General features: G+C 54.8%; 24 protein-coding genes. 19 read left to right on the top strand and 5 right to left on the bottom strand.

Annotated features, from left to right (window positions below; all coding sequences use genetic code 11):
• The first annotated feature begins 205 nt into the window (after window positions 1-205).
• Both MX657_RS03570 and fhuF read left to right on the top strand, forming a co-directional pair.
• On the top strand, window positions 206-1,270 hold the full coding sequence (locus MX657_RS03570; RefSeq protein ID WP_119916093.1) for a GGDEF domain-containing protein: 1,065 nt from the start codon (window positions 206-208) through the stop codon (window positions 1,268-1,270).
• 94 nt (window positions 1,271-1,364) lie between these two features.
• Window positions 1,365-2,153, top strand: a complete 789-nt coding sequence (fhuF, locus tag MX657_RS03565; protein ID WP_119916094.1) for a siderophore-iron reductase FhuF — start codon at window positions 1,365-1,367, stop codon at window positions 2,151-2,153.
• A gap of 98 nt (window positions 2,154-2,251) precedes the next feature.
• Here the strand turns inward: fhuF and MX657_RS03560 are convergent, their stop codons facing one another.
• Complete coding sequence (locus MX657_RS03560) at window positions 2,252-3,598, bottom strand: PTS sugar transporter subunit IIC (RefSeq protein ID WP_080328961.1); 1,347 nt, start codon at window positions 3,596-3,598, stop codon at window positions 2,252-2,254.
• A gap of 328 nt (window positions 3,599-3,926) precedes the next feature.
• On the opposite strand from MX657_RS03560, the gene MX657_RS03555 reads away from it, so the two are divergent.
• Complete coding sequence (locus tag MX657_RS03555) at window positions 3,927-4,385, top strand: YbaK/EbsC family protein (protein WP_346807330.1); 459 nt, start codon at window positions 3,927-3,929, stop codon at window positions 4,383-4,385.
• 38 nt (window positions 4,386-4,423) lie between these two features.
• Here MX657_RS03555 and bglJ read toward each other — a convergent pair whose 3' ends face one another.
• Entirely contained in the window at window positions 4,424-5,059 is a 636-nt protein-coding gene (bglJ, locus tag MX657_RS03550) for a DNA-binding transcriptional activator BglJ (RefSeq protein WP_346808526.1), read from the bottom strand.
• Complete coding sequence (locus MX657_RS03545) at window positions 5,056-5,793, bottom strand: helix-turn-helix transcriptional regulator (RefSeq protein WP_080328958.1); 738 nt, start codon at window positions 5,791-5,793, stop codon at window positions 5,056-5,058. The genes bglJ and MX657_RS03545 overlap by 4 nt, the downstream gene beginning before the upstream one ends.
• Before the next feature lie 413 nt (window positions 5,794-6,206).
• Here MX657_RS03545 and MX657_RS03540 point away from each other — a divergent pair, with 413 nt between their 5' ends.
• The 10 genes from MX657_RS03540 (at window position 6,207) to MX657_RS03495 (ending at window position 14,233) form a co-directional block, all read left to right on the top strand.
• Window positions 6,207-6,983, top strand: a complete 777-nt coding sequence (locus tag MX657_RS03540) for a threonine/serine ThrE exporter family protein (RefSeq protein WP_218728464.1) — start codon at window positions 6,207-6,209, stop codon at window positions 6,981-6,983.
• Complete coding sequence (locus tag MX657_RS03535; RefSeq protein WP_080328956.1) at window positions 6,974-7,447, top strand: threonine/serine exporter; 474 nt, start codon at window positions 6,974-6,976, stop codon at window positions 7,445-7,447. The genes MX657_RS03540 and MX657_RS03535 overlap by 10 nt, the downstream gene beginning before the upstream one ends.
• A gap of 67 nt (window positions 7,448-7,514) precedes the next feature.
• Entirely contained in the window at window positions 7,515-8,156 is a 642-nt protein-coding gene (locus tag MX657_RS03530) for a TetR family transcriptional regulator (protein ID WP_080328955.1), read from the top strand.
• Between the two features lie 41 nt (window positions 8,157-8,197).
• The gene (locus MX657_RS03525; RefSeq protein WP_080328954.1) at window positions 8,198-8,650 is read left to right on the top strand and encodes a MarR family winged helix-turn-helix transcriptional regulator; all 453 of its coding nucleotides are present in this window, start codon (window positions 8,198-8,200) and stop codon (window positions 8,648-8,650) included.
• An 84-nt stretch (window positions 8,651-8,734) separates the two neighbouring features.
• Window positions 8,735-9,163, top strand: coding sequence for an organic hydroperoxide resistance protein (locus tag MX657_RS03520; RefSeq protein WP_080328953.1), 429 nt, complete (start codon window positions 8,735-8,737; stop codon window positions 9,161-9,163).
• Between the two features lie 148 nt (window positions 9,164-9,311).
• Window positions 9,312-9,851: a primosomal protein DnaT gene (dnaT, locus tag MX657_RS03515; RefSeq protein WP_333017218.1), complete on the top strand. Its 540-nt coding sequence runs from the start codon at window positions 9,312-9,314 to the stop codon at window positions 9,849-9,851.
• A 1-nt stretch (window position 9,852) separates the two neighbouring features.
• Window positions 9,853-10,590: a DNA replication protein DnaC gene (gene dnaC / locus MX657_RS03510; protein WP_104949448.1), complete on the top strand. Its 738-nt coding sequence runs from the start codon at window positions 9,853-9,855 to the stop codon at window positions 10,588-10,590.
• An 83-nt stretch (window positions 10,591-10,673) separates the two neighbouring features.
• Entirely contained in the window at window positions 10,674-11,156 is a 483-nt protein-coding gene (locus MX657_RS03505; protein WP_217479571.1) for a DUF2501 domain-containing protein, read from the top strand.
• Between the two features lie 270 nt (window positions 11,157-11,426).
• Window positions 11,427-13,718 carry a phosphatidylglycerol--membrane-oligosaccharide glycerophosphotransferase gene (gene opgB / locus MX657_RS03500; protein WP_346807326.1) on the top strand — a complete coding sequence of 764 codons (2,292 nt, stop codon included), beginning with the start codon at window positions 11,427-11,429 and terminating at the stop codon, window positions 13,716-13,718.
• Window positions 13,718-14,233 carry a GNAT family N-acetyltransferase gene (locus MX657_RS03495; protein WP_346807324.1) on the top strand — a complete coding sequence of 172 codons (516 nt, stop codon included), beginning with the start codon at window positions 13,718-13,720 and terminating at the stop codon, window positions 14,231-14,233. The genes opgB and MX657_RS03495 overlap by 1 nt, the downstream gene beginning before the upstream one ends.
• Window positions 14,234-14,323: 90 nt before the next feature.
• On the opposite strand, the gene tsr is transcribed toward MX657_RS03495, so the two are convergent.
• Window positions 14,324-15,988, bottom strand: coding sequence for a methyl-accepting chemotaxis protein (gene tsr / locus MX657_RS03490; RefSeq protein WP_119916099.1), 1,665 nt, complete (start codon window positions 15,986-15,988; stop codon window positions 14,324-14,326).
• Window positions 15,989-16,072: 84 nt separating this feature from the next.
• On the bottom strand, window positions 16,073-16,513 hold the full coding sequence (gene hpaR / locus MX657_RS03485) for a homoprotocatechuate degradation operon regulator HpaR (protein WP_023334396.1): 441 nt from the start codon (window positions 16,511-16,513) through the stop codon (window positions 16,073-16,075).
• A gap of 271 nt (window positions 16,514-16,784) precedes the next feature.
• Between hpaR and hpaG the strand changes: the two genes are divergently transcribed.
• The 6 genes from hpaG to hpaI all read left to right on the top strand — a co-directional run bounded on the left by hpaG (window position 16,785) and on the right by hpaI (window position 22,486).
• Complete coding sequence (hpaG, locus tag MX657_RS03480) at window positions 16,785-18,062, top strand: 4-hydroxyphenylacetate degradation bifunctional isomerase/decarboxylase (protein ID WP_346807322.1); 1,278 nt, start codon at window positions 16,785-16,787, stop codon at window positions 18,060-18,062.
• Entirely contained in the window at window positions 18,059-19,525 is a 1,467-nt protein-coding gene (gene hpaE, locus MX657_RS03475; protein WP_119916101.1) for a 5-carboxymethyl-2-hydroxymuconate semialdehyde dehydrogenase, read from the top strand. The genes hpaG and hpaE overlap by 4 nt, the downstream gene beginning before the upstream one ends.
• Window positions 19,526-19,527: 2 nt before the next feature.
• Entirely contained in the window at window positions 19,528-20,379 is an 852-nt protein-coding gene (hpaD, locus tag MX657_RS03470) for a 3,4-dihydroxyphenylacetate 2,3-dioxygenase (protein ID WP_024908288.1), read from the top strand.
• A 9-nt stretch (window positions 20,380-20,388) separates the two neighbouring features.
• Window positions 20,389-20,769 (top strand): 5-carboxymethyl-2-hydroxymuconate Delta-isomerase, encoded by a 381-nt coding sequence (locus MX657_RS03465; protein ID WP_119916102.1) that lies wholly within the window; start codon window positions 20,389-20,391, stop codon window positions 20,767-20,769.
• A 106-nt stretch (window positions 20,770-20,875) separates the two neighbouring features.
• Entirely contained in the window at window positions 20,876-21,679 is an 804-nt protein-coding gene (hpaH, locus tag MX657_RS03460; RefSeq protein WP_023305397.1) for a 2-oxo-hept-4-ene-1,7-dioate hydratase, read from the top strand.
• Between the two features lie 9 nt (window positions 21,680-21,688).
• Entirely contained in the window at window positions 21,689-22,486 is a 798-nt protein-coding gene (gene hpaI, locus MX657_RS03455; protein WP_346807319.1) for a 4-hydroxy-2-oxoheptanedioate aldolase, read from the top strand.
• The last annotated feature ends 19 nt before the right edge of the window (window positions 22,487-22,505 follow it).

Below are 22,505 nucleotides of genomic sequence, written 5' to 3'. Positions count from 1 at the left end.
TATCATCTGTCAGCGCGATGAATCAAAAAAGATCGCCCTTTACCTTTATGTAGAATGACAGGAATTGCCTAAGGTGATAAATTGCTCACCTGTTAACTTCACATAAAGCTTTTCTTATAATTATTCTTTGAGTTTTTTGCATAACTTATTGCGAAACAACACCTATTTATCTGTTTTAATTAAAATTTAATAAAAACGCACGACTATGACATCACACTCCTGGCGGTCTTTGGTTCAAAGAAAATATCAATTATCGTTACGTTTATTTTTATTTCTGAACGCAACTTCCGCCGTGTTCTCGGTAACAAACCCGCTCTATTCAACACGCGTGTTTTCTGTTCCTCTGATGGCTATTTTCGCCATCAGTACTGGCCTGTTCGTCTGGCACTGGAGAAAGCGCGCGCGAAAGATAAATATTCCTGTCGTTTCAGGGATATTCGGTATTTTATGGGCCTGGCAAATTGACTCAAAATTTTCGCTAATTACTCACGACCATGCGACGTATTTGATCATCGCGCTATTAACGGTGCTTTTTATCGGAACGCTGGCATTCGCCAGTAATATCAAAGCATTTACGCTCCACTCGCTCCCCGCCTTTATTGTCTGCCTGTGGTTAAGTAACCCAGATATATGGCTGAGAATGACCTATTACTTCGCACTTCCTGTGGTGGCAGTTGCCATTCATAACATTTTGCAAAGGCGCAACGATCGCTTCGCCCAGGAGTTGCTCTCCCGTCTGCTGGAAGAACGGGAAACCCTCACCGATCTCAGCATGATGGATCCGCTAACCGGGCTTTATAATCGTCGCGGCCTGCAAAGCCGTCTGGAGAATCTGCCGGCGGTTGAAAACGGCGAACATTTTGTTCTGTTGATGGATATCGACCACTTCAAAGCCTATAACGACCACTACGGCCATATGATGGGCGATCAGGCATTGAAACGCGTTTCTGCAGCCATTCGTGATGCCGTCCGTTCTCGGGATATTGTGGCGCGTTTTGGCGGGGAAGAGTTTATGGTGCTGCTGACAAATATTTCACTTGAACACGCCCGGCTGACGGCAGAGCGGATCCGTCAGAAAGTATACGATTTAAAAATCCCTCACCTGTTCAACGAAAGCGTGGCGACCAATGTCACTATCAGCATCGGTATTGCTATTTTCGAGAACGAAGATGTAGAAGGTGCGCTGGAAAAAGCGGACAAAGCCCTTTACGAAGCAAAGCACCTGGGGCGCAATAACATACTGTTGAGTGAAGAACTGCAAACCGCTTAAGCACGCGTGCCGTTAATCTGGACAAAAGTCTTGCCATTGGTATGAGCAATAGTTAGGATTGGCAATCATTATCATTTAGATTCCTATCTCAACTATGGCAACGCAAACCGCACACATCGTTGAACCACTCCTCTGGCGAGCACCTCTCACCAGCGGGAATGCGTCGCTTGCGGATGCCATACGGGATAAGATTGCTAAGACGCGTGCCCACCTGCTGGACTTTATCAGGCTTGATGAAGCGCCTCCGCATCACGCCATGACGCTCGCTGAGTGGCAGCAGCCGTCTAAACTGCAGTCACTGCTTGCCACCTATTCCGATCACATTTATCGCAATCAGCCAACGCTTACGCGGGAAAATAAACCTCTGCTCTCGCTCTGGGCGCAATGGTATATCGGACTGATGGTTCCTCCGCTCATGCTGGCGGTATTAACCCAAAAGAGCATGCTGGCGCTCTCCCCAGAGCATTTCCATGTCGAGTTCCACGAAACCGGGCGAGCAGCCTGTTTCTGGATCGATCTGCACGAAGAGCGCGGTGCCGAGGCGCTCTCTGCACAGGAGCGTTTAGAGCAACTTATCACACAGGCACTGATTCCGGTGGTGGATGCTCTTGAAGCGACGGGAGAGATTAACGGGAAGCTTATCTGGAGTAATACCGGGTATTTAATTCACTGGTATTTAACGGAAATGAAACCGCTGCTCGGCGATGAGAAAGTGGAGGCTCTGCGTCAGTCCTGCTTCTTTGCCAGACAGCTTTCCGATGGCCGCGATAACCCGTTATTCCGCACCGTTGTGCTCCGGGACGGGCTTCTGGTGCGTCGCACCTGCTGTCAGCGCTATCGCCTGCCGGACGTTAAGCAGTGCGGGGATTGCACGCTGAAGTAGTCGGGCCCGGCCTGATGCCCTCACCCTGACCCTCTCCCTTAATGGAGAGGGAACAAACACTAAAAACGGCAACCTGAAAGTTGCCGTTTTGCTTTTACCTAGGCCACCTGCTGATTGTCCTCTTCCGCATTACGCTGCGCTTCTGCCGCTTCCTGCTCCAGCAGCTGCTTCTCGTACACTTTAAAGAACGGGAAGTAGATAATTGCCGATACGCAGGCCAGAACCACAACCAGAATAGCCGCGCGGAAATCCCAGCCCAGAGCCCATGCTGCGCCTATCGGCGCCGGTGCCGTCCAGGGAACCACTGAGATAACGCGGCCAATCAGATCAAACGTCATCGCCGCCCAGGCCAGCACGGCGTTGACCATCGGGGCCAGCAGGAACGGAATAAAGAACACCGGATTCATCACAATCGGCGTACCGAAGATAACGGGTTCGTTGATGTTGAAGAAGCTCGGTACCACGCTCAATCTGCCGATAGAGCGTAAATGCGCTGAGCGACTGCGCAGATAGCAAATCACCAGCCCCATCGTCGCGCCCGACCCGCCAATGACGATGAAGAATGTCCAGAAGGCTTCCATAAAAATATGTGGCAGAGGCTGACCGGCGGCCAACGCAGTCTGGTTAGCACCGAGGTTAGTCAGCCAGAACATCTGCAGCATCCCGGAGACAATAGCCGCACCGTGGATCCCGGCGAACCACAGCAGGTGGCCAATCAGCACTGCCAGCAGAATCGCAGGCAGCGAGTCTGCCGCCGAAACCAGAGGCTTGAAGATCGACATAATCGCCTGGGGGATCAGCATGCCAAACTGAGACTGAATAAACAGGCTCAACGGATAGAGCGTTAACACCACCACCAGCACTGGGATCAGCAGGTCAAAGGAGTTTTTGATCATCGGTGGCACCTGGTCCGGCAGGCGAATACCAATATTATGCGCCTTAAGGAAACGCATCATCTCAACGCAGTAAATCGCCACCAGAATCGCGGTAAAAATACCGGTCCCGCCAAGGCTATCGACAGGCAGCGTCCCTTTGGTTTTAGGGGCTGCAACCAGCAGAAACGCCATTAACGACAGCATGGCGCACATGAACGGATCCAGCTGGTGCGTTTTGACATAATGTTTGCCAAGGTTATAGGCGATGGCCGCGCAGATATAAATGGACATAATGCCCATGGTCATATCAAACGGCGTCAGGATCTGGCCTTCAAATTGTTTCGCCATATCCAGCCAGGCGCGCGCGAAGCCCCAGGTGGTATCAGGCGAAAACGGTGGGTAGGCAAACACTAATAAAAATGAACCCACAATCATGAACGGCATCGCGGAGATAAACCCATCACGAATAGCCATCACATGACGTTGGGACGAGATCCGCCCGGCAATAGGGCTCACGTAATTTTCAACGAAACGGAATATCAGATTAAACGCAGCATGGTTGGCAGACATGGTTGCTCTCCTGTCAGACGTTTATTACCGGCGCACACGCGCCGCACGTTGTTCCATAAATCAGCTTCACAACCTTGCTGGCTTGCGTTCCAGCGGTACTGCTCAGACAGAATGATTTCATAATTGGCTCTTATTATTGGATACAGGGGACGTTACATACTCAGTATTAATCTACGCATCACGCTCTGCAACCGGTTACTGTAACCGGTTTCCGTGATTGTGAAGAGGATCCAGAAATCAGCCATCCTGGATATTTGTTACTTAAGAGATATTTACAGAGCATAAATTCTTATGACAGATTACGCAGGATATTTGTCAGGAGGAAACAATGAGTTTGCAGTCTGTACAGCAGTTTTTTGCCGACAACGCGCCGGAGATAGAGGTTATAGAACTTAGCCAGAGTACCGCGACCGTTGCGCTGGCTGCAGCCGCCCACCGCGTGGAGCCGGGACAAATTGCCAAAACCTTATCATTAAAGGTTAAAAATGAGGTGATTCTGGTCGTAGCGAAGGGTGATGCGCGTCTCGATAACAAAAAGCTGAAAGATACGTTTGGCGCTAAAGCCCGCATGCTCAGCAGTGATGAAGTGGTCACCGTTACCGGTCATCCCGTTGGTGGCGTCTGCCTGTTCGGGCTGGAAAACCCGCTGTCAGTTTACTGCGATATCTCTTTAAAACAGTATGCAGAAGTGCTTCCTGCGGCAGGCGCAATCCACAGTGCCGTGCGTATTTCTCCAGACAGAATGGCAGAGCTGACATCCGCAAAATGGGTTGATGTTTGTATCTGACTGGTGCGCCAGAACGTATCTGGCGCGCAAAATGCAGGTTATAAAAACGTCGGTTTGCCTGGACCCGCTGCTCGCGGTTCTCTCACCGGGAGGTGCATAAGAATATCCGCCGCATCAAGCAGCCCTACGTCAGAATTTACGCCCAATTTCACCATCGCATTAAACTTATGGGCACGGATAGTCTTAATATTGCGTTCAAGCTGCGTCGCGATTTCGGGGATGGAATACCCGCATGACATATAACGCAAAATAGCCCTTTCCGTTGGGCTTAACATTCGGTTCTGACTGCAGTACCAGTGGTTCAGCATATTGTCGTTAATGCGCAGTGTTTCACTTAACAACACCCCAAGCTCCTTCTGCAGGTGCTCAAGCGTTAACGACTTACTGACGACGCCGTGAAGACGTGAAGGCGAAAGATGGCTAATCAACCGCGCCTCCATCTCATCCGCGACCAGGATAATGCGTTGAATATAGCTATGCGTAAATGCGAGATCCCGCAGATGCGCCAGGCAGTTACGACGTTCTTCTCGCGCATCGGAAAGCGAATAGATCAGCGAGAAAAAGTTAACGTGATGTAGCGCCTTCTTAAAGCCATTAAAATCATTGAACAGGTGCAGCTGGTAATGGCTGAGTTCGGACTGCGTAAAAAGATGCTGCAGCCCGACCGCACTCATCGTGCAATTTTCGATGATGGCGACATGTCTTGTTGAATCGGTTTTTTCCATTCCTCGAACTCTCCATAGGCTGACATTAAACTCAGCTCTCTCATTCCCTGTGTACTGTTGATCCAGGCATACATATCGGCATTACTCCGTAATGACAGCCGTCGCATCGCACTGTTTTTCTGCGCACTGATCGTTTTATTGCTCTTTTTCAGCAATGTGGCGATTTGGTTAATACCCCAGCCTTTGCCCAACAGACGAAGCACCTTGCGCTCAGAGTGCGTAAGGGCAATAAACTGCTCTTCGTCATCCTCAACATCCTGAGGTTCCGGAGTTAATAACGTCTGGCTTATCCGCTCTGCACGCTCGCTACCTGCACGAATAGCGTTGACCACACCTTCAATAGGTTCCATATCAGAAAGCAACGTGCTTTCCGGCCGCATAAGCAGCTCAACGGCGATAGGATAAAACGGCCGGGAGACCAAAAAGATCCAGTGAATGTCCCGGTACTGGTTCAATAAGCGGTAATACTCTTCGAGCGTGCCCCGCGGGTTCCTGTATTCGCCTGAAACATCAGCGATAATTACGTCTGCGCGGCGTAACTGAAGCAGGGTTAGCTCCTGCAACGAGCGGCAATACGTCAATTCAAAATCGGGGAAATGTCGTGCCATTACGCCCCCTAACCCGTTCTGCATGACGGGTATCCGGCTAATGACAACGCCATGTTTACCATGCAATGACAACATAGACCCTCCGTGTCCATTTTTCATTTGATGAGTAACGTTAAAACGCATCAATGTATAAGTATTTTCGTCCCTGAGTGTAAAACTAATTAATACAAGCAGAAGATGAGATATGTTCTTAGTTTAAGAAATGCCTAAACCAGCGCTAATATCTCACAAAACACAAATAAATTTAATTCTGAACCCATTAAAATAACGACAAAATAAAATTAGAATAACTAAATACAAATATTTTATATTTTCCTGTTAATAATTCACTGTATTGATAAATTCAAACAGGACATCTTTCACAATATGGGTGGATAACTGTTTGCACAAACCTTGATCTGCCCCCCAGCAAGAGCCACTGCACTTTGTGCTAAAAGTAGGCATTACGGGCCAACCGGCAACTATCTACCTTCACTTCAGGACACAACATGCAGGCAGACAGGTCAACGCAGCGCGCTATTACGCGGCTCTGTATTCAGTGCGGTCTTTTTCTGCTCCAGCACGGCGCCGAAAGCGCGCTGGTCGAGGAGCTTTCAACCCGGCTGGGGCTGGCGCTGGGTATGGACAGCGTTGAAAGCGCTATCTCATCCAACGCCATCGTACTGACCACCATTAAAGACGGTCAGTGTCTGACCTCGACCCGTAAAAACCACGACCGCGGCATTAACATGCACGTGGTGACCGAAGTGCAGCACATCGTCATTCTTGCTGAGCATAAGCTTCTCGATCTCCATGAGATTGAAAAACGATTTAACCAGATCAAACCTTTACGTTATCCGCGATGGCTGGTCGTGCTCATGGTGGGGCTGTCATGCGCCTGTTTTTGCAAGCTCAATAAAGGCGGGTGGGACGGTGCGCTCGTCACCTTTTTTGCCAGCAGCATTGCCATGTATGTTCGCCAGTTGCTGACGCACCGGCAGCTGCATCCGCAAATTAACTTCTGCATCACCGCGTTCGTTGCCACCACGGTTTCTGGCCTGCTACTGCGTCTGCCGCAGTTTGCCGCAACCCCGACGATTGCCATGGCCGCCAGCGTGCTTCTGCTGGTGCCGGGATTCCCGCTGATTAACGCCGTCGCAGACATGTTTAAAGGGCACATCAATACCGGCCTGGCGCGCTGGGCGATCGCCAGCCTGCTGACGCTGGCGACCTGCATCGGCGTGGTGATGGCGATGACGCTCTGGGGGTTACGCGGATGGGCATAATAGATTTTCTGCTGGCGCTATTGCAGGACATGCTTCTGGCCGCCATTCCTGCCGTCGGCTTTGCGATGGTATTTAACGTTCCGCAACGCGCACTGCCGTGGTGTGCGCTGTTGGGCGCGATTGGGCATGGCTCGCGAATGGTGATGATGACGGCGGGCTTTAATATCGAATGGTCGACGTTTATCGCCTCAATGCTGGTCGGCAGCATCGGTATTCAGTGGTCGCGCTGGTATCTGGCGCATCCGAAAGTGTTCACCGTCGCCGCCGTGATCCCGATGTTCCCCGGCATATCGGCATATACGGCGATGATTTCTGCGGTAAAAATCAGCCATTTTGGCTACACCGAGCCGCAGATGATCCTTCTTCTGAGCAACTTTCTTAAGGCGTCGTCCATCGTCGGCGCGCTCTCTATCGGGCTGTCTATCCCCGGGCTATGGCTGTACCGCAAACGCCCGCGCGTTTGATATTTGTGTTATTCCGCTGCCGTGGAGATAATCTTTCTGGTCCGTTTGGTGAAAATAAGGAAAGGATGTGGCTAACCCCGGCAGCGAACACCCCGAGCACAGTGAAGAATCCAGCCTGAAAGAGAAAATTTTTCAGAGCGCTATCGCACTGTTTGCCGAATATGGACTAAACGGTGCCCGCATGGAGCAGATCGCCGAGAAAGCGGGCACCACCAAACGTATGGTGGTGTACCATTTTAAAAACAAAGAGAATCTCTATCTCCTTGTACTGGAATATGTTTACACCCAAATTCGCGCCAGCGAAAAAGCGCTCAGCCTGACGGATATGCCTCCCGTTGAAGCGCTGGTCCACCTGGTTGAAGCCACCTTTGACTATCACGCCGACCACCCGGATTACATCCGCATTATATGCATGGAAAACATGCAGCGCGGCCGTTTTATGCAGCAGTCAAGCTATCTTCGTCAGGTCAACCGCAGCGCGCTCGACCTGCTGGAAGGGATCCTGCGCCGGGGAAAAGAAAAACAGCTGTTCAGCCAGACGGTTGACGCCCGCGATCTTCACCGCCTGATAAGCAGCTTTAGCTTCCACTACGTTGCCAACAGCTACACCTTTACGCTGCTGTTCGAAGAGGGTGCAGACGAACAGGCCCAGCGCCAGCACTACCGTAAGATGGCCGTTCAGGTAGCGCTCCGTTATACCTGCCCATAAAATTGCTTGCAATTAAATCGCACACTATCTATAGTCAACTCATGAACGCGAAAATGAACGACACGACCGCTGCGCTCAAGCTGGATAACCAGCTCTGCTTTGCTCTCTACTCGGCAAATCTGGCGCTTAACAAGCTGTACCGGCAACTGCTGGCACCGCTGAACCTGACTTACCCGCAATACCTGGTGATGCTGGTGCTGTGGGAGCAGGATGACGTGACGGTGTCGGACATTGGTGAACGATTGTTCCTGGACTCCGCCACGCTGACGCCGCTTTTGAAGCGTCTTGAAAGTGCAGGGTTGATCAACCGTCACCGCTCGCGAAAAGACGAACGTCAGGTCGCCGTCACGCTGACCGATGCGGGACGTCACCTCCAGAATGAGGCCGCAGGGATCCCCCATGCGGTGGGGTGCGCAGCCCAGTGTGATACCGAGACCATGCTGTCACTCAAGCAGCAGCTGGAACTTTTGCGACAACAGATTCAACGCGCGTGAGGCTATACTTTACGCGTATTTATTTACTCATATATATCGCACGCTATTTAATAGCACACATAAATGTAAGATGAGGAACCTGCCATGTCTTTAGAAAAAGTTGTTTATACCGCCAAAGCAAAAGCTACCGGAGGCCGTGACGGTCGCGCGACCTCTTCTGATGGTGTTCTGGACGTTAAACTGGGTGTGCCAAAAGAGATGGGCGGCATGGGGGGCGAAGTCACTAACCCTGAGCAGCTGTTTGCCGCTGGCTACTCTGCCTGTTTCCTGGGCGCGATGAAGTTTGTCGCAGCACGCGACAAATTTACTCTGCCTAAAGATGCCTTTATTGAAGGCGAAGTGGGTATTGGCCCGCTGCCAACCGGTTTTGGTATCGAAGCGAAGCTGAACATCCACGTTGAAGGTATGGATCCTTCGGAAGCCAAAAAGCTGGTGGATGCCGCACATATCGTCTGCCCGTACTCTAACGCGACCCGCGGCAACATCGACGTGACCCTGAATATCATCGCGTGATAACTGCCTGATGGCGCTGCGCTTTTCAGGCCAATGTCTCTATCCCCGGCAAGCGCAGCGCCACCGGGGAAATCCCCTCCTTCCCTTTCCTCTCTCTGTGCTACCATAAGCCCATATCACGCCCGTAGTAATCAGTTGAGTAAGCGTTATGTCCTCCAGAATTCTGACCACCAGCATTGCTGGCATTGATGCCTTTATGCGCGACCCACGCGGTGTGTTGACCCACGCCGAAGGCGGCACGGTTGCGGTTTTTGCTGACAACGCGCCGGCGTTTTACGCAATCACACCGGAACGTCTGGCGCAGCTTCTGGAAATCGAAGCGCAATTGTCACGCCCGGCGAGCGATGTCGCGCTGGATAACCAGTTTTTTGAAGAACCGGTTAATACCCCGCTGACCGTTCCGATGGGCAAATTTGTCCTGTATGCGGGCTGGCAGCCTGATGCAGATTTCCAGCGGCAGGCGGCGCTGTGGGGCATTGCGTTAACCCAGCCGGCCACCGCGGAAGAGCTCGCCGCGTTTATCGCCTGGTGGCAGGCGGAAGGCAAAGTATTCACCCATATTCAATGGCAGCAAAAGCTCGCGCGACATCTTCAAATTACCCGCGCCAGCAACAATGGCCAGCCAAAGCGCGATATCAACGCAATTTCAGAACCAGACAATACTATCCCACCAGGCTTCAGAGGATGATATGAAAAACGTCGGCGATCTGATGAAACGACTGCAGAAAATGATGCCAGCTAATGTAAAACCTGCCTTTACCACAGGCGAAGAATTGTTAGCCTGGCAAAAAGAACAGGGGAAAATCCGAGCTGCAGCACTCGCACGTGAAAATAGGGCTATGAAAATGCAGCGAACATTCAACCGTTCTGGCATTCGCCCGTTACACCAAAATTGTTCATTCGATAATTATATTGTTGAAAGCGATGGACAACTTAATGCTCTTAACAAGGCCAGGCAGTATGTCGATAATTTTGAAGGGAATATTGCTAGTTTCATATTTACTGGCAAACCAGGAACCGGAAAGAATCATCTTGCCGCAGCAATATGTAATGCTTTGTTAATTCAAGGAAAGTCCGTTTTAATCATTACTGTTGCAGACATAATGACTGCAATGAAAGATACCTTCACTAACAAAGAGACAAGTGAAGAGCAATTGCTTACCGACTTAAGCAATGTTGATCTCCTTGTGATTGATGAAATTGGCGTGCAAACTGAATCTAAATACGAAAAGGTCATCATAAATCAACTCGTTGATCGAAGATCCTCATCCAAACGGCCTACAGGCATGCTAACAAATTACAATATTGAGGATATGACTAAGCTTCTCGGTGAGCGCGTAATGGATAGGATGCGTTTAGGTGCGAGTTTATGGGTAAACTTCAATTGGGACAGTTACCGCAGCCGCGTCACCGGCAAAGAGTATTAAGACAGTTCCAGGAATCGCCAGCAGGGCGCAGGTATATACTGAAACCCTTCCGGCCCAAAACGGACCTTTTTGAGAAAGCCATGATGAAAAAACAGATTCTTATCAGCACCTTTTTAGGCGCGCTGCTGATTACAGGCGCAGCGCAGGCGGCCTCCTGGCAGGAGTCCCTGTCAAGCGCAGCGAATGAGCTGACCAAAGAGAGCAGCGGCTCTCAGGGCGGCCTCTCCGCCTCTTCTCTCACCAGCCTGCTGAGCAACAGCTCCCAGAGCCTGAGCGCGGGGACGATGAACAACGCGGCGGGAATTCTGGAATATTGCGCGAAGCAAAAGCTGGCCTCGGTGACCGACGCGCAAAACGTGAAAAACCAGGTGCTGGGTAAACTGGGTCTGGATACTCAGGAACAAAAAGCGGATACCAGCTATATGGACGGCATTCAGGGCCTGCTTAATGCGCAAAACGGCCAGCAGCTTAACCTGAGCACACTCGGCAACTCCGCTCTGGCAAAACAGGTGAAAACCAAAGCCTGCGATCTGGTGCTGAAACAAGGCGTTAATTTCATCTCCTGATCTTCCCCCATTTTCTGCCACAACACGCCGCGTTTAATGCGATAGTCTTGCAACGCGGCGTTAAACGAGCGTTTTTCCTACCTGTCATCGTCTCAGCGTCCGTTTGTCAGGATGCGACCACCTTCATATAAACGATTTTCTAAACCAAATCCTAACAACAGCACACTTTCGTGACACTAAAATTGCAGCTAAACGACATCGCTATTACATTGTCTTACCAAAAAATAAACAGTTAGCCAGCGAAGTACCTGGCATCATGAGGATATGCTGTTGTCAGAATTCATCTCTCTTATCCTTTTTCTGGCTTCTGTCGGCGTTTATGCCTGGAAAGCCGGTCGTCACACCTGGTGGTTTGTCGCCACGCTGGTAGTGCTCGGCATTTTTATTATTTTAAACATTACCTTATACGCCAGCGATTACTTCACCGGTGACGGCATTAACGATGCGGTGCTCTACACCCTGACGAACAGCCTCACGGGCGCGGGTGTGGGCAAGTACATCCTTCCGGGGCTCGGTCTCATCGTCGCGCTGGTGACCATTTTTGGCGCGCTCGCCTGGGTGCTGCGCCGCCGTCGCCATCTTCCGCACCATCATGGTTACAGCCTGCTGGCGCTGTTCCTGGCGCTGGCCTCCGTCGACGCCAGCCCGGCGTTTCATCAGATCACCGAGCTGGTGAAATCCCAGTCGCGCGACGGCGATCCGGACTTTGTAGCCTATTACAAAGAGCCATCGAAAACGATCGCCAACCCGAAGCTCAACCTGGTTTATATCTACGGTGAAAGCCTGGAACGCACCTATTTTGATAACGATGCCTTTCCGAACCTGACGCCAGAGCTTGGCGCGCTGAAAAACGAAGGTCTCGATTTCAGCCACACTATGCAGTTACCCGGCACGGATTACACCATCGCCGGAATGGTTGCCTCCCAGTGCGGTATCCCGCTGTTCGCGCCTTTCGAAGGTAACGCCTCAGCCTCGATGTCGACGTTCTTCCCGCAGAATATTTGCCTTGGCGATATCCTGAAAAACTCCGGCTACGAAAACTATTTTGTGCAGGGCGCTAACCTGCGCTTTGCCGGAAAAGATGTGTTTCTGAAATCCCACGGTTTTGACCACCTGTATGGCTCAGAAGAGTTAAAAACGACGGTTGCCGATCCTCACTACCGCAACGACTGGGGCTTCTATGACGATACGGTTCTGGACGAAACCTGGAAGAAATTCGAGGCGCTTTCCCGCGCGGGCAAACGCTTCTCGCTCTTTACGCTGACGGTGGACACCCACCATCCGGACGGGTTCGTCTCGCGCACCTGCAAACGCAAAAGCTATGACGTTGAAGGCAAAAACAACAAATCTTTCAGCGCCGTGACCTGTAGCCAGGAGCACATTGCCGCGCTGGTGGAGAAAATCAAAGCCTCGCCGTATTTCAAAAACACCGTCATCGTCGTTTCGTCCGATCATCTGGCGATGAAAAACAGCGCCTGGGATCAGCTCAACAAGCAGGATCGCAGCAACCTGTTCTTCGTGCTGCGCGGCGACCAGCCGCAGCAGGAGTTAATCGCCACCAAACGCAACTCCATGGATAACGGTGCAACCGTGCTGGACATTCTGGGGGGCGACAACTTTATTGGCCTGGGCCGCAGCACGCTGTCGGGGCAATCCCTGTCGGAAGTGTTCCTCAACATGAAGGAAAAAATTCTCGCCTGGAAGCCCGATATCATCCGCCTGTGGAACTTCCCGAAAGAGATGAAAGACTTCACCGTCGATCGGGATAAAAACACCATCGCCTTCTCCGGCAGTAATTTCCGCCTGCCGCTGCTGGTGCGCGTGTCGGATAGTCGCGTCGAGCCGCTGCCGGAAAGCGAGTATTCCGCGCCGCTGCGTTTCCAGCTGGCCGATTTCGCCCCTCGCGATAATTTCGTCTGGATCGACAGATGTTACAAAATGGGCCAGCTCTGGTCCCAGCCGCTGGCGCTTTCTACCGACTGGTGCGTCTCTCAGGGCCAGCTTGGCGGGGAGCAAACCGTGCAGCATGTGAATAAAGCCCAGTGGAAAGGCAAAACCGCATTTAACGATACGGTGATTGATACCGCGCGCTATCAGCGGAATGTCGACATGCTGAAAATCGTCGATAACGACATCCGCTATAAAGCGGACAGCTTTATCTTTAACGTGGCAGGTGCTCCCGAAGAGGTGAAGCAGTTTAGCGGCATCTCCCGTCCGGAGTCATGGGGACGCTGGTCAAACGCGCAGCTGGGTAATGAGGTAAAAATTGAGTACACCCATCCGCTGCCGGAACAATTTGATCTGGTGATCACGGCCAGAGCGTACGGGCCTAACGCGAATAAACCCGTGCCGGTGCGCGTGGGCGATCAAGAGCAGACGCTGACGCTCGGAAACGACGTAAGCACCCACACCCTGCATTTTGAGAATCCATCGCGCTGCAATACTCTGGTCATTGTGCCGCCGGATCCGCAGTCGACCAATGAAGGGAATATTCTCGGCCATTCACCGCGCGAACTCGGCATTGGCATGGTCGAAATTAAAATTGTGAGTCGCGCAGGCTAATGGTCGCCCTTAACCTTACCGTTCGGCCCACACGCATTGACGACGTTGCCGCTCTGCCCGCCATTGAGCGCGCGGCGGGCGAGCGTTTTCGTGACTACTCTGACCTCGCCTGGCTTGCCGATGGCGAGGTCATTTCCGCTGAACAGCATCTCGACTATGCCGAACGGGGGCTCAGCTGGCTGGCGCTGGCGAATGACCGTCCCGTGGGGTTTATCCTCACCGAAGCGCACGCTTCGTCGCTGTTTATTGTGGAGCTCTCGGTTGATCGGGACTGGCAGGGAAAAGGGTTCGGTCGGCAGCTCATCGCCCGTGCGGCTGACCATGCCCGCCAAATGGGGCTGAGGTCGCTGACGTTGACGACGTTCCGGGACGTGCCGTGGAATGCACCATTCTATGCGCGGTTGGGGTTTGAAATGATGACGACGCTGACGCCTGAGTTGCGTAAAAAACGCAAAGAAGAGACGGCGCACGGTTTAGCGTATGAATCGCGCTGCGCCATGCGCCTGCCGCTTTGATATCGCCCGATTGCGCTGCGCTTACCGGGCCTACAACAACCTTCCGTTGGCCGGGTAAGGCGTAGCCGCCACCCGGCACAACGCACAGAGTTAGAACGTTTCCCAGTTATCGCCCGCGTCCGCCGTCGCGACTTTACGCGACATCACCGGCGCGGCAACGCTTTTCGCGGAAGCGAACTCGCGTGCTTTCATTTGCTCCTGCTGAATGCGGAACACCGCTACAGCCTGCGTCAGACGGCTCGCCTGCTCTTCCAGCGCCGCCGCAGCCGCCGCAGATTCCTCAACCAGCGAGGCGTTCTGCTGGGTCACGCGGTCCATCTCTGCCACCGCCAGACCCACCTGGTCGATACCGCGGCTCTGCTCGTCAGACGCAGACGCAATCTCGCCCATAATATCGGTGACGCGGGTCACCGCATTCACGATTTCGCCCATGGTTTCACCGGCGCTTTCTACCAGCGTAGAGCCCACTTCCACACGACCCACGGAGTCTTCAATCAGGCTCTTGATCTCACGTGCTGCCTGGGCGCTGCGCTGGGCCAGGTTACGCACTTCACCTGCCACCACTGCAAAACCACGGCCCTGCTCGCCCGCACGCGCCGCTTCTACCGCCGCGTTCAGTGCCAGGATATTGGTCTGGAAGGCAATGCCGTCGATCACGCTGATAATATCGGCAATTTTCTGCGAACTGCCCGCGATGTCACGCATGGTTTGCACCACGTTGTCCACCACCTTGCCGCCCTTCTGCGCGGTTTCAGACGCGCTCAGCGCCAGGTGGCTCGCCTGACGGGCGTTTTCGGCGTTCTGCTTAACGGTTGCCGTCAGTTGCTCCATGCTGGCAGCGGTCTCTTCCAGGGAAGCGGCCTGCTGTTCAGTACGGGAAGAGAGGTCGTTATTGCCCATCGCGATTTCGCTTGCACCGCTGTAGATAGCGTTTGCACCGTTACGCACGTCGCCCACGGTACGCACCAGCTCGCCCTGCATATGACGCAGCGAGTCGGCCAGTTCGCCCATCTCGTTGGAGCCCTGCACCTCAATGCGCTTCACCAGGTCGCCGCTGGCGATGTGGCGAATATTGTCGATGAGACGCGTCAGCGGAGAGATCAGCGCCTGCTTGATACCCAGCCACACGGCCACAATCACCACCAGCACGGCAATCAGCACGCTGATCAGTACCCAGATAGCCTGAGTGTAAGAGCTATTGCTGTCTTCAACCGCCATCTGGTACAGCTTGTCGTTCTGCTGCAGGTAGCTCACGTACTGCTTCTCGAATCCATCCTGGTAGCTCTGGGTCGGCTGGTCGAAGAAGGCGTTGATTTTGCCCGCCCCCAGTAGCTGAATCAGCTCAGCCAGCGCACCGTGGTAGATATCGTAGTTACGTTTGATTTCCAGCGCAGCGGCGTCACTCTGACGCGGGTCGCGCGGCAGGGCTTCATAGTCAGCCCAGTTTTTTTCCGCCTGTTTCAGAGACGCAGACGCAATTTGCATCAGATCGTTAACGGTCGCGCCGCTGCCGATATTGCTCTGGTCCATCATGTAGCGGATGCCCGCACGGTTCAGGGTATTACGGGTTTGCAGCAGCGCAACCCAACTCCCGTTAAGGGTGGATTGTTGCTGACGAATGGTTTGCAGGACGGTGAAATTCTCTTTGTCATTCTTAAGAGCATTAAAGAAAAGACCACCGGATGTGAGTTGTAAAAGGCCAAATATCGCTAAAACCAGCATTAAACTGGTGACAATCTTGATACGGTTTAACATGTTTTCTCTTTCCTCAGACAGATAACAGAATTTTCGGCCTGGAAAGGGAAAACTTTACGAAAATCATCCTGGAATTTGTGGTTTTTACTCTTCTTCCCGCGCTGCGTTATGCCGGTTTCCGAGTTCAATAAACTCTTCCAGCAGCGCCGTCAGCTGTTTCATCTTCTCGGGGGTGTATTCCGCCTCAATCTGCTGATACGCCTCTTCCACCTGCGCCTGGGCGTGCTCGTACAGCGCATTCCCCTCTTTGGTCAGCGACACGTACAGCTTGCGCTGGTCGTTCACCGGCTTTAAGCGCAGCACCAAGCCGTCGCGCTCCATGCGCGTCAGAATACCGGTCAGGCTCGGCCGCAAAATGCAGGTGCGAAACGCCAGATCGTGAAAATCCATCGACGGATGTTCAGCCAGCACACGCACGATTCGCCACTGCTGCTCGGTGAGGTTATGCCGCTTCACAATCGGACGGAAGTAGGACATCGCCGCTTCCCGCGCCTGCAGCAGCGCGATGGTTAATGAATCATGCATAGCCTCTCCCCTTTACATCATTAACAAGTAAACAATTCATAAAAGATGTTTTTATAAACAACACGTTTTCCGTCAAAAAGTCTAACAGAAACCATTCAATTTTATTAACTATCTGATTTTAATAGAAACAAACGTCAAGATGTAAATTTATTGTTATTCATATCACAAATTCTTCACTTCTGATTGCGAAATAAACAGCAAAAGCATAAAACCAGATCATTAACATATTAATGAAATGATAACCCGGACCACCGGGGTGAGGAGTAGATGAATGAAAGGTACCGTTTTTGCCGTGGCGCTGAACCATCAGAGCCAGCGAGATGCCTGGGCTGAGGCATTTGAAAAAGCCCCTTACAACACGCCGCCAAAAACGCCGGTGTGGTTTATCAAGCCGCACAACACGGTAATTCGTGCAGGCGAACCGATCCCCTTCCCGCAGGGGGAAACGGTGTTAAGCGGCGCAACGGTGGCGCTGGTGGTCGGTAAAACGGCCAGCAGGGTGCGTGCAGAGGATGCCGCAGCGTACATCGCGGGATATGCGCTCGCCAACGAGGTGAGCCTGCCGGAAGAGAGCTTCTACCGCCCGGCCATCAAGGCTAAATGCCGCGATGGATTTTGCCCGCTCGGCGAGCTGGTGGCCGTTGATAACGTGGATAACCTGACCATCATCACCGAGATCAACGGCCGCGAAGCGGATCACTGGAACACCGCCGATCTGCAGCGCAGCGCCGCCGAACTGCTGAGCGCCCTGAGCGAGTTCGCCACCCTCAATCCCGGCGATGCGATCCTGCTCGGCACGCCGCAAAATCGCGTGGAGATCCGCCCGGGCGATCGCGTGCGGATTCTGGCGGCAGGTTTCCCGCCGCTGGAAAACCCGGTGGTGAACGAGCGCGACGTCGCCCTTTTCCACCGCAAGCCTGAACACGCCACGCTGTTCGCCCTCGGTCTGAACTATGCCGATCACGCCAGCGAGCTGGACTTCAAGCCGCCCACCGAGCCGCTGGTGTTTATCAAAGCGCCGAACACCTTCAACGGCGACAACCAGACCTCGGTGCGCCCGAACAACGTTGAGTACATGCACTACGAGGCGGAGCTGGTGGTGGTCATCGGGAAGACCGCGCGCAAGGTCAGTGAAGCCGACGCGATGGAGTATGTTGCAGGCTACACGGTCTGCAACGACTACGCCATCCGCGACTACCTGGAAAACTACTACCGCCCGAACCTGCGGGTGAAAAGCCGCGACGGGCTAACGCCCATCAGCCCCAACATCGTGCCAAAAGAAGCCATCCCTGACCCGCACAACCTTCGTCTTCGCACCTTCGTTAACGGCGAGCTGCGTCAGGAAGGCACCACGGCAGATCTGATCTTCAGCATCCCGTTCCTGATTGCGTACCTGAGCGATTTTATGACCCTGCAGCCGGGCGACATGATTGCCACCGGCACGCCGAAAGGGCTGTCCGACGTTGTGCCGGGGGATGAAGTGGTGGTGGAAGTGGAAGGCGTGGGCCGCCTGGTCAACCGGATTGTCAGCGAGGAGACTGCAAAATGAAAAAGATTAACCACTGGATCAACGGTAAAAACGTCGCCGGAAGCGAGTACTTCCACACCACCAACCCGGCCTCCGGGGAGGTATTAGCGGAAGTCGCCTCCGGCGGTGAAGCCGAGGTTCATCAGGCGGTCGCCGCCGCCAAAGAGGCGTTTCCGAAATGGGCCAACCTGCCGATGAAGGAGCGCGCGCGCCTGATGCGTCGTCTGGGGGATCTTATCGACCAGAACGTGCCCGAGATCGCCGCCATGGAAACCGCCGATACCGGTCTGCCGATCCACCAGACCAAAAACGTGCTCATCCCGCGCGCCTCGCACAACTTCGAGTTCTTCGCCGAGGTGTGCCAGCAGATGAACGGCAAAACCTACCCGGTTGACGATAAGATGCTGAACTACACCCTGGTGCAGCCGGTGGGCGTCTGCGCGCTGGTGTCGCCGTGGAACGTGCCGTTTATGACCGCTACCTGGAAGGTCGCGCCGTGCCTGGCGCTGGGCAACACGGCGGTGCTGAAGATGTCTGAACTCTCCCCGCTGACCGCCGACCGTCTGGGCGAGCTGGCGCTGGAGGCGGGCATTCCGGCGGGCGTGCTGAACGTGGTGCAGGGCTACGGCGCAACGGCAGGCGACGCGCTGGTGCGCCATCACGACGTGCGCGCCGTCTCCTTCACCGGCGGCACCGCCACCGGGCGCAACATCATGAAAAACGCCGGGCTGAAGAAATACTCCATGGAGCTGGGCGGCAAATCCCCGGTGCTGATATTTGAAGATGCCGATATCGAGCGCGCGCTGGACGCCGCCCTGTTCACCATCTTCTCCATCAACGGCGAGCGCTGCACCGCGGGCTCGCGCATCTTCATCCAGCAGAGCATCTACCCGGAATTCGTTAAACGCTTCGCCGAGCGCGCCAACCGCCTGCGCGTGGGTGACCCGACCGATCCGAACACCCAGATTGGCGCGCTCATCAGCCAGCAGCACTGGGAGAAGGTCTCCGGCTATATCCGCCTCGGCATTGAAGAAGGCGCGACCCTGCTGGCGGGCGGCCCGGACAAGCCGACCGATCTCCCTGCACACCTGAAGGGCGGCAACTTCCTGCGGCCAACCGTACTGGCGGACGTCGACAACCGCATGCGTGTCGCGCAGGAGGAGATCTTCGGGCCGGTGGCCTGCCTGCTGCCGTTTAAGGACGAGGCGGAAGGCCTGCGCCTGGCGAACGACGTGGAGTACGGCCTGGCGTCGTACATCTGGACCCAGGACGTCAGCAAGGTGCTGCGCCTGGCGCGCAATATCGAAGCGGGCATGGTGTTCGTGAACACCCAGAACGTGCGCGACCTGCGACAGCCGTTTGGCGGCGTGAAGGCCTCCGGCACCGGCCGCGAGGGCGGCGAATACAGCTTTGAAGTGTTCGCGGAGATGAAGAACGTCTGCATCTCCATGGGCGACCATCCGATTCCAAAGTGGGGAGTCTGATCATGGGTAAATTAGCGTTAGCGGCAAAAATCACCCACGTCCCGTCGATGTACCTCTCCGAGCTGCCAGGTAAAAACCACGGCTGCCGGCAGTCAGCCATCGACGGGCATAAAGAGATAAGCAAGCGCTGCCGCGAGCTGGGCGTGGACACCATCATCGTGTTCGACACCCACTGGCTGGTGAACAGCGCGTACCACATCAACTGTGCGGACCATTTTTCAGGCGTCTACACCAGCAACGAGCTGCCGCACTTTATCCGCGACATGACCTACGACTACGACGGTAACCCGGAACTCGGCCAGCTGATTGCCGACGAGGCGGTGAAGCTCGGCGTCCGCGCCAAAGCGCACAACATCCCGAGCCTCAAGCTGGAGTACGGCACGCTGGTGCCGATGCGCTACATGAACGCGGATAAACACTTCAAAGTGGTCTCCATCTCGGCGTTCTGCACGGTTCATGACTTCGCCGACAGCCGCCGGCTGGGCGAGGCCATCGTCAGCGCTATTGAAAAATACGACGGCACCGTGGCGGTGCTCGCCAGCGGCTCGCTGTCGCACCGCTTTATCGACGACCAGCGCGCGGAGGAAGGGATGAACAGCTACACCCGCGAGTTTGACCGCCAGATGGACGAGCGCGTGGTGAAGCTGTGGCGCGAGGGGCAGTTCAAAGAGTTTTGCAGCATGCTGCCGGAGTACGCCGACTACTGTTACGGCGAGGGCAACATGCACGACACGGTAATGCTGCTGGGGATGCTCGGCTGGGACAAATACGACGGCAAGGTGGAGTTTCTCACCGAGCTGTTCGCCAGCTCCGGCACCGGCCAGGTTAACGCCGTCTTCCCGCTGCCCGCATAAGGAGCCACCATGCCGCACTTTATTGCTGAATGTACCGACAACATCCGCGAGCAGGCCGACCTGCCAGGTCTGTTCGCCAAAGTGAACGAGGCGCTCGCCGCTACGGGCATCTTCCCCATCGGGGGCATCCGCAGCCGCGCCCACTGGCTGGATACCTGGCAGATGGCCGACGGCAGGCACGATTACGCCTTTGTGCATATGACGCTGAAGATCGGCGCCGGGCGCAGCCTGGAGAGCCGGGAAGCGGTGGGCGAGATGCTGTTTGCGCTGATCAAAGCGCATTTTGCAGAGCTGATGGCGGAGCGCTATCTGGCGCTGTCTTTTGAGCTCGACGAGCTGCACCCGACGCTCAACTACAAACAAAACAACGTACACGCGTTGTTTAAGTAGACATCTTTTTCGCCCGGTGGCGCTTCGCTTACCGGGCCTACAACGGCTCGAACGTAGGCCGGGTAAGCGAAGCGCCACCCGGCAACAGCCGCACAAAGGATACGCCATGCTCGACAAACACACCCATACCCTGATCGCCCATCGCCTGCATCAGGCCGAACAGTCCCGGGAGCAGATCCGCGCGATCTCGCTGGAGTACCCGGAGATCACCATTGAAGACGCCTACGCCGTCCAACGCGAATGGGTCAGCCTGAAAATCGCCGAAGGCCGCGTGCTGAAGGGCCACAAGATTGGCCTCACCTCGAAAGCGATGCAGGCCAGCTCGCAGATCAGCGAGCCGGACTACGGCGCGCTGCTGGACGACATGTTCTTCCATGACGGCAGCGACATCCCCGTCGATCGCTTTATCGTCCCGCGCATCGAAGTAGAGCTGGCCTTCGTGCTGGCAAAACCGCTGCGCGGCCCGAACTGCACGATCTTCGACGTCTACAACGCCACGGACTACGTCATTCCCGCGCTGGAGCTGATCGACGCCCGCTGCCACAACGTTGATCCGGAAACCCAGCGCCCGCGCAAGGTCTTCGACACTATCTCCGATAACGCCGCCAACGCCGGGGTGATTCTCGGTGGGCGTCCGATTAAACCCGACGAGCTGGATCTGCGCTGGATCTCCGCCCTGCTCTACCGCAACGGCGTGATCGAAGAGACCGGCGTTGCCGCAGGCGTGCTTAACCACCCGGCGAACGGCGTGGCGTGGCTGGCGAACAAGCTGGCGCCGTACGACGTGCAGCTTGAGCCGGGGCAAATCATCCTCGGCGGCTCGTTTACCCGCCCGGTGCCCGCCAGCAGAGGCGACACCTTCCACGTCGACTACGGCAACATGGGCTCCATCAGCTGCCGCTTTGTTTAGGAGAGGACCATGCAAAACGCATTCAAAGCGGCGCTGCAGGCGGGCCGCCCGCAAATCGGTTTATGGCTGGGGCTGACCAGCAGCTACAGCGCCGAGCTGCTGGCGGGGGCAGGCTTCGACTGGCTGCTGATCGACGGCGAGCACGCGCCGAACAGTGTGCAAACCGTGTTAACCCAATTACAGGCCATCGCCCCTTATCCCAGCCAGCCGGTGGTACGCCCGTCGTGGAACGATCCGGTGCAGATCAAACAGCTGCTGGACGTGGGCGCGCAAACCCTGCTGGTGCCGATGGTGCAAAACGCCAACGACGCGCGGCTGGCGGTGCGTGCCACCCGCTACCCGCCTGCGGGTATTCGCGGCGTCGGCAGTGCCCTGGCGCGCGCCTCGCGCTGGAACCGCATTCCGGATTACCTGCAGCAGGCTAACGACGCTATGTGCGTGCTGGTGCAGATTGAAACCCGCGAGGCGCTGAAAAACCTGCCGCAGATCCTGGACGTGGAAGGCGTCGACGGCGTGTTTATCGGCCCGGCGGATCTGAGCGCCGACATGGGCTTTGCGGGTAACCCGCAGCACCCGGAAGTGCAGGCCGCCATCGAGCAGGCGATCGCGCAGATCCGTGCGGCGGGTAAAGCCCCCGGCATCCTGATGGCGAACGAACAGCTGGCGAAACGCTACCTTGAACTCGGCGCACGGTTTGTCGCCGTTGGCGTCGACACCACCCTGCTCGCCCGTAGCGCCGAAGCGCTGGCGGCGCGCTTTATCGAACAACCGGTTACGTCAGTAAATAACAATAAATCCGTCTACTAAACGTAAGATCTGGAGCGCA

The organism is Enterobacter chuandaensis (assembly GCF_039718975.1).
In the GTDB taxonomy this organism is placed as follows: Bacteria; Pseudomonadota; Gammaproteobacteria; order Enterobacterales; family Enterobacteriaceae; genus Enterobacter; species Enterobacter chuandaensis.
Note: the sequence above shows the minus strand (reverse complement) of the source record. Positions and strands in the feature narration are given on the sequence as shown.

Bases quoted from the DNA above. Each gene is read 5' to 3' on its own strand.
- MX657_RS03545 (WP_080328958.1), bottom strand. From the start codon at position 5,793: ATGTTGTCATTGCATGGTAAACATGGCGTTGTCATTAGCCGGATACCC.
- dnaT (WP_333017218.1), top strand. From the start codon at position 9,312: ATGTCCTCCAGAATTCTGACCACCAGCATTGCTGGCATTGATGCCTTT.
- MX657_RS03555 (WP_346807330.1), top strand. From the start codon at position 3,927: ATGAGTTTGCAGTCTGTACAGCAGTTTTTTGCCGACAACGCGCCGGAG.
- hpaH (WP_023305397.1), top strand. From the start codon at position 20,876: ATGCTCGACAAACACACCCATACCCTGATCGCCCATCGCCTGCATCAG.
- MX657_RS03540 (WP_218728464.1), top strand. From the start codon at position 6,207: ATGCAGGCAGACAGGTCAACGCAGCGCGCTATTACGCGGCTCTGTATT.
- fhuF (WP_119916094.1), top strand. From the start codon at position 1,365: ATGGCAACGCAAACCGCACACATCGTTGAACCACTCCTCTGGCGAGCA.
- hpaR (WP_023334396.1), bottom strand. From the start codon at position 16,513: ATGCATGATTCATTAACCATCGCGCTGCTGCAGGCGCGGGAAGCGGCG.
- hpaE (WP_119916101.1), top strand. From the start codon at position 18,059: ATGAAAAAGATTAACCACTGGATCAACGGTAAAAACGTCGCCGGAAGC.
- MX657_RS03560 (WP_080328961.1), bottom strand. From the start codon at position 3,598: ATGTCTGCCAACCATGCTGCGTTTAATCTGATATTCCGTTTCGTTGAA.
- tsr (WP_119916099.1), bottom strand. From the start codon at position 15,988: ATGTTAAACCGTATCAAGATTGTCACCAGTTTAATGCTGGTTTTAGCG.
- hpaG (WP_346807322.1), top strand. From the start codon at position 16,785: ATGAAAGGTACCGTTTTTGCCGTGGCGCTGAACCATCAGAGCCAGCGA.
- MX657_RS03520 (WP_080328953.1), top strand. From the start codon at position 8,735: ATGTCTTTAGAAAAAGTTGTTTATACCGCCAAAGCAAAAGCTACCGGA.
- hpaI (WP_346807319.1), top strand. From the start codon at position 21,689: ATGCAAAACGCATTCAAAGCGGCGCTGCAGGCGGGCCGCCCGCAAATC.
- dnaC (WP_104949448.1), top strand. From the start codon at position 9,853: ATGAAAAACGTCGGCGATCTGATGAAACGACTGCAGAAAATGATGCCA.
- MX657_RS03465 (WP_119916102.1), top strand. From the start codon at position 20,389: ATGCCGCACTTTATTGCTGAATGTACCGACAACATCCGCGAGCAGGCC.
- MX657_RS03505 (WP_217479571.1), top strand. From the start codon at position 10,674: ATGAAAAAACAGATTCTTATCAGCACCTTTTTAGGCGCGCTGCTGATT.
- hpaD (WP_024908288.1), top strand. From the start codon at position 19,528: ATGGGTAAATTAGCGTTAGCGGCAAAAATCACCCACGTCCCGTCGATG.
- MX657_RS03525 (WP_080328954.1), top strand. From the start codon at position 8,198: ATGAACGCGAAAATGAACGACACGACCGCTGCGCTCAAGCTGGATAAC.
- MX657_RS03535 (WP_080328956.1), top strand. From the start codon at position 6,974: ATGGGCATAATAGATTTTCTGCTGGCGCTATTGCAGGACATGCTTCTG.
- MX657_RS03570 (WP_119916093.1), top strand. From the start codon at position 206: ATGACATCACACTCCTGGCGGTCTTTGGTTCAAAGAAAATATCAATTA.
- MX657_RS03495 (WP_346807324.1), top strand. From the start codon at position 13,718: ATGGTCGCCCTTAACCTTACCGTTCGGCCCACACGCATTGACGACGTT.
- bglJ (WP_346808526.1), bottom strand. From the start codon at position 5,059: ATGAGTGCGGTCGGGCTGCAGCATCTTTTTACGCAGTCCGAACTCAGC.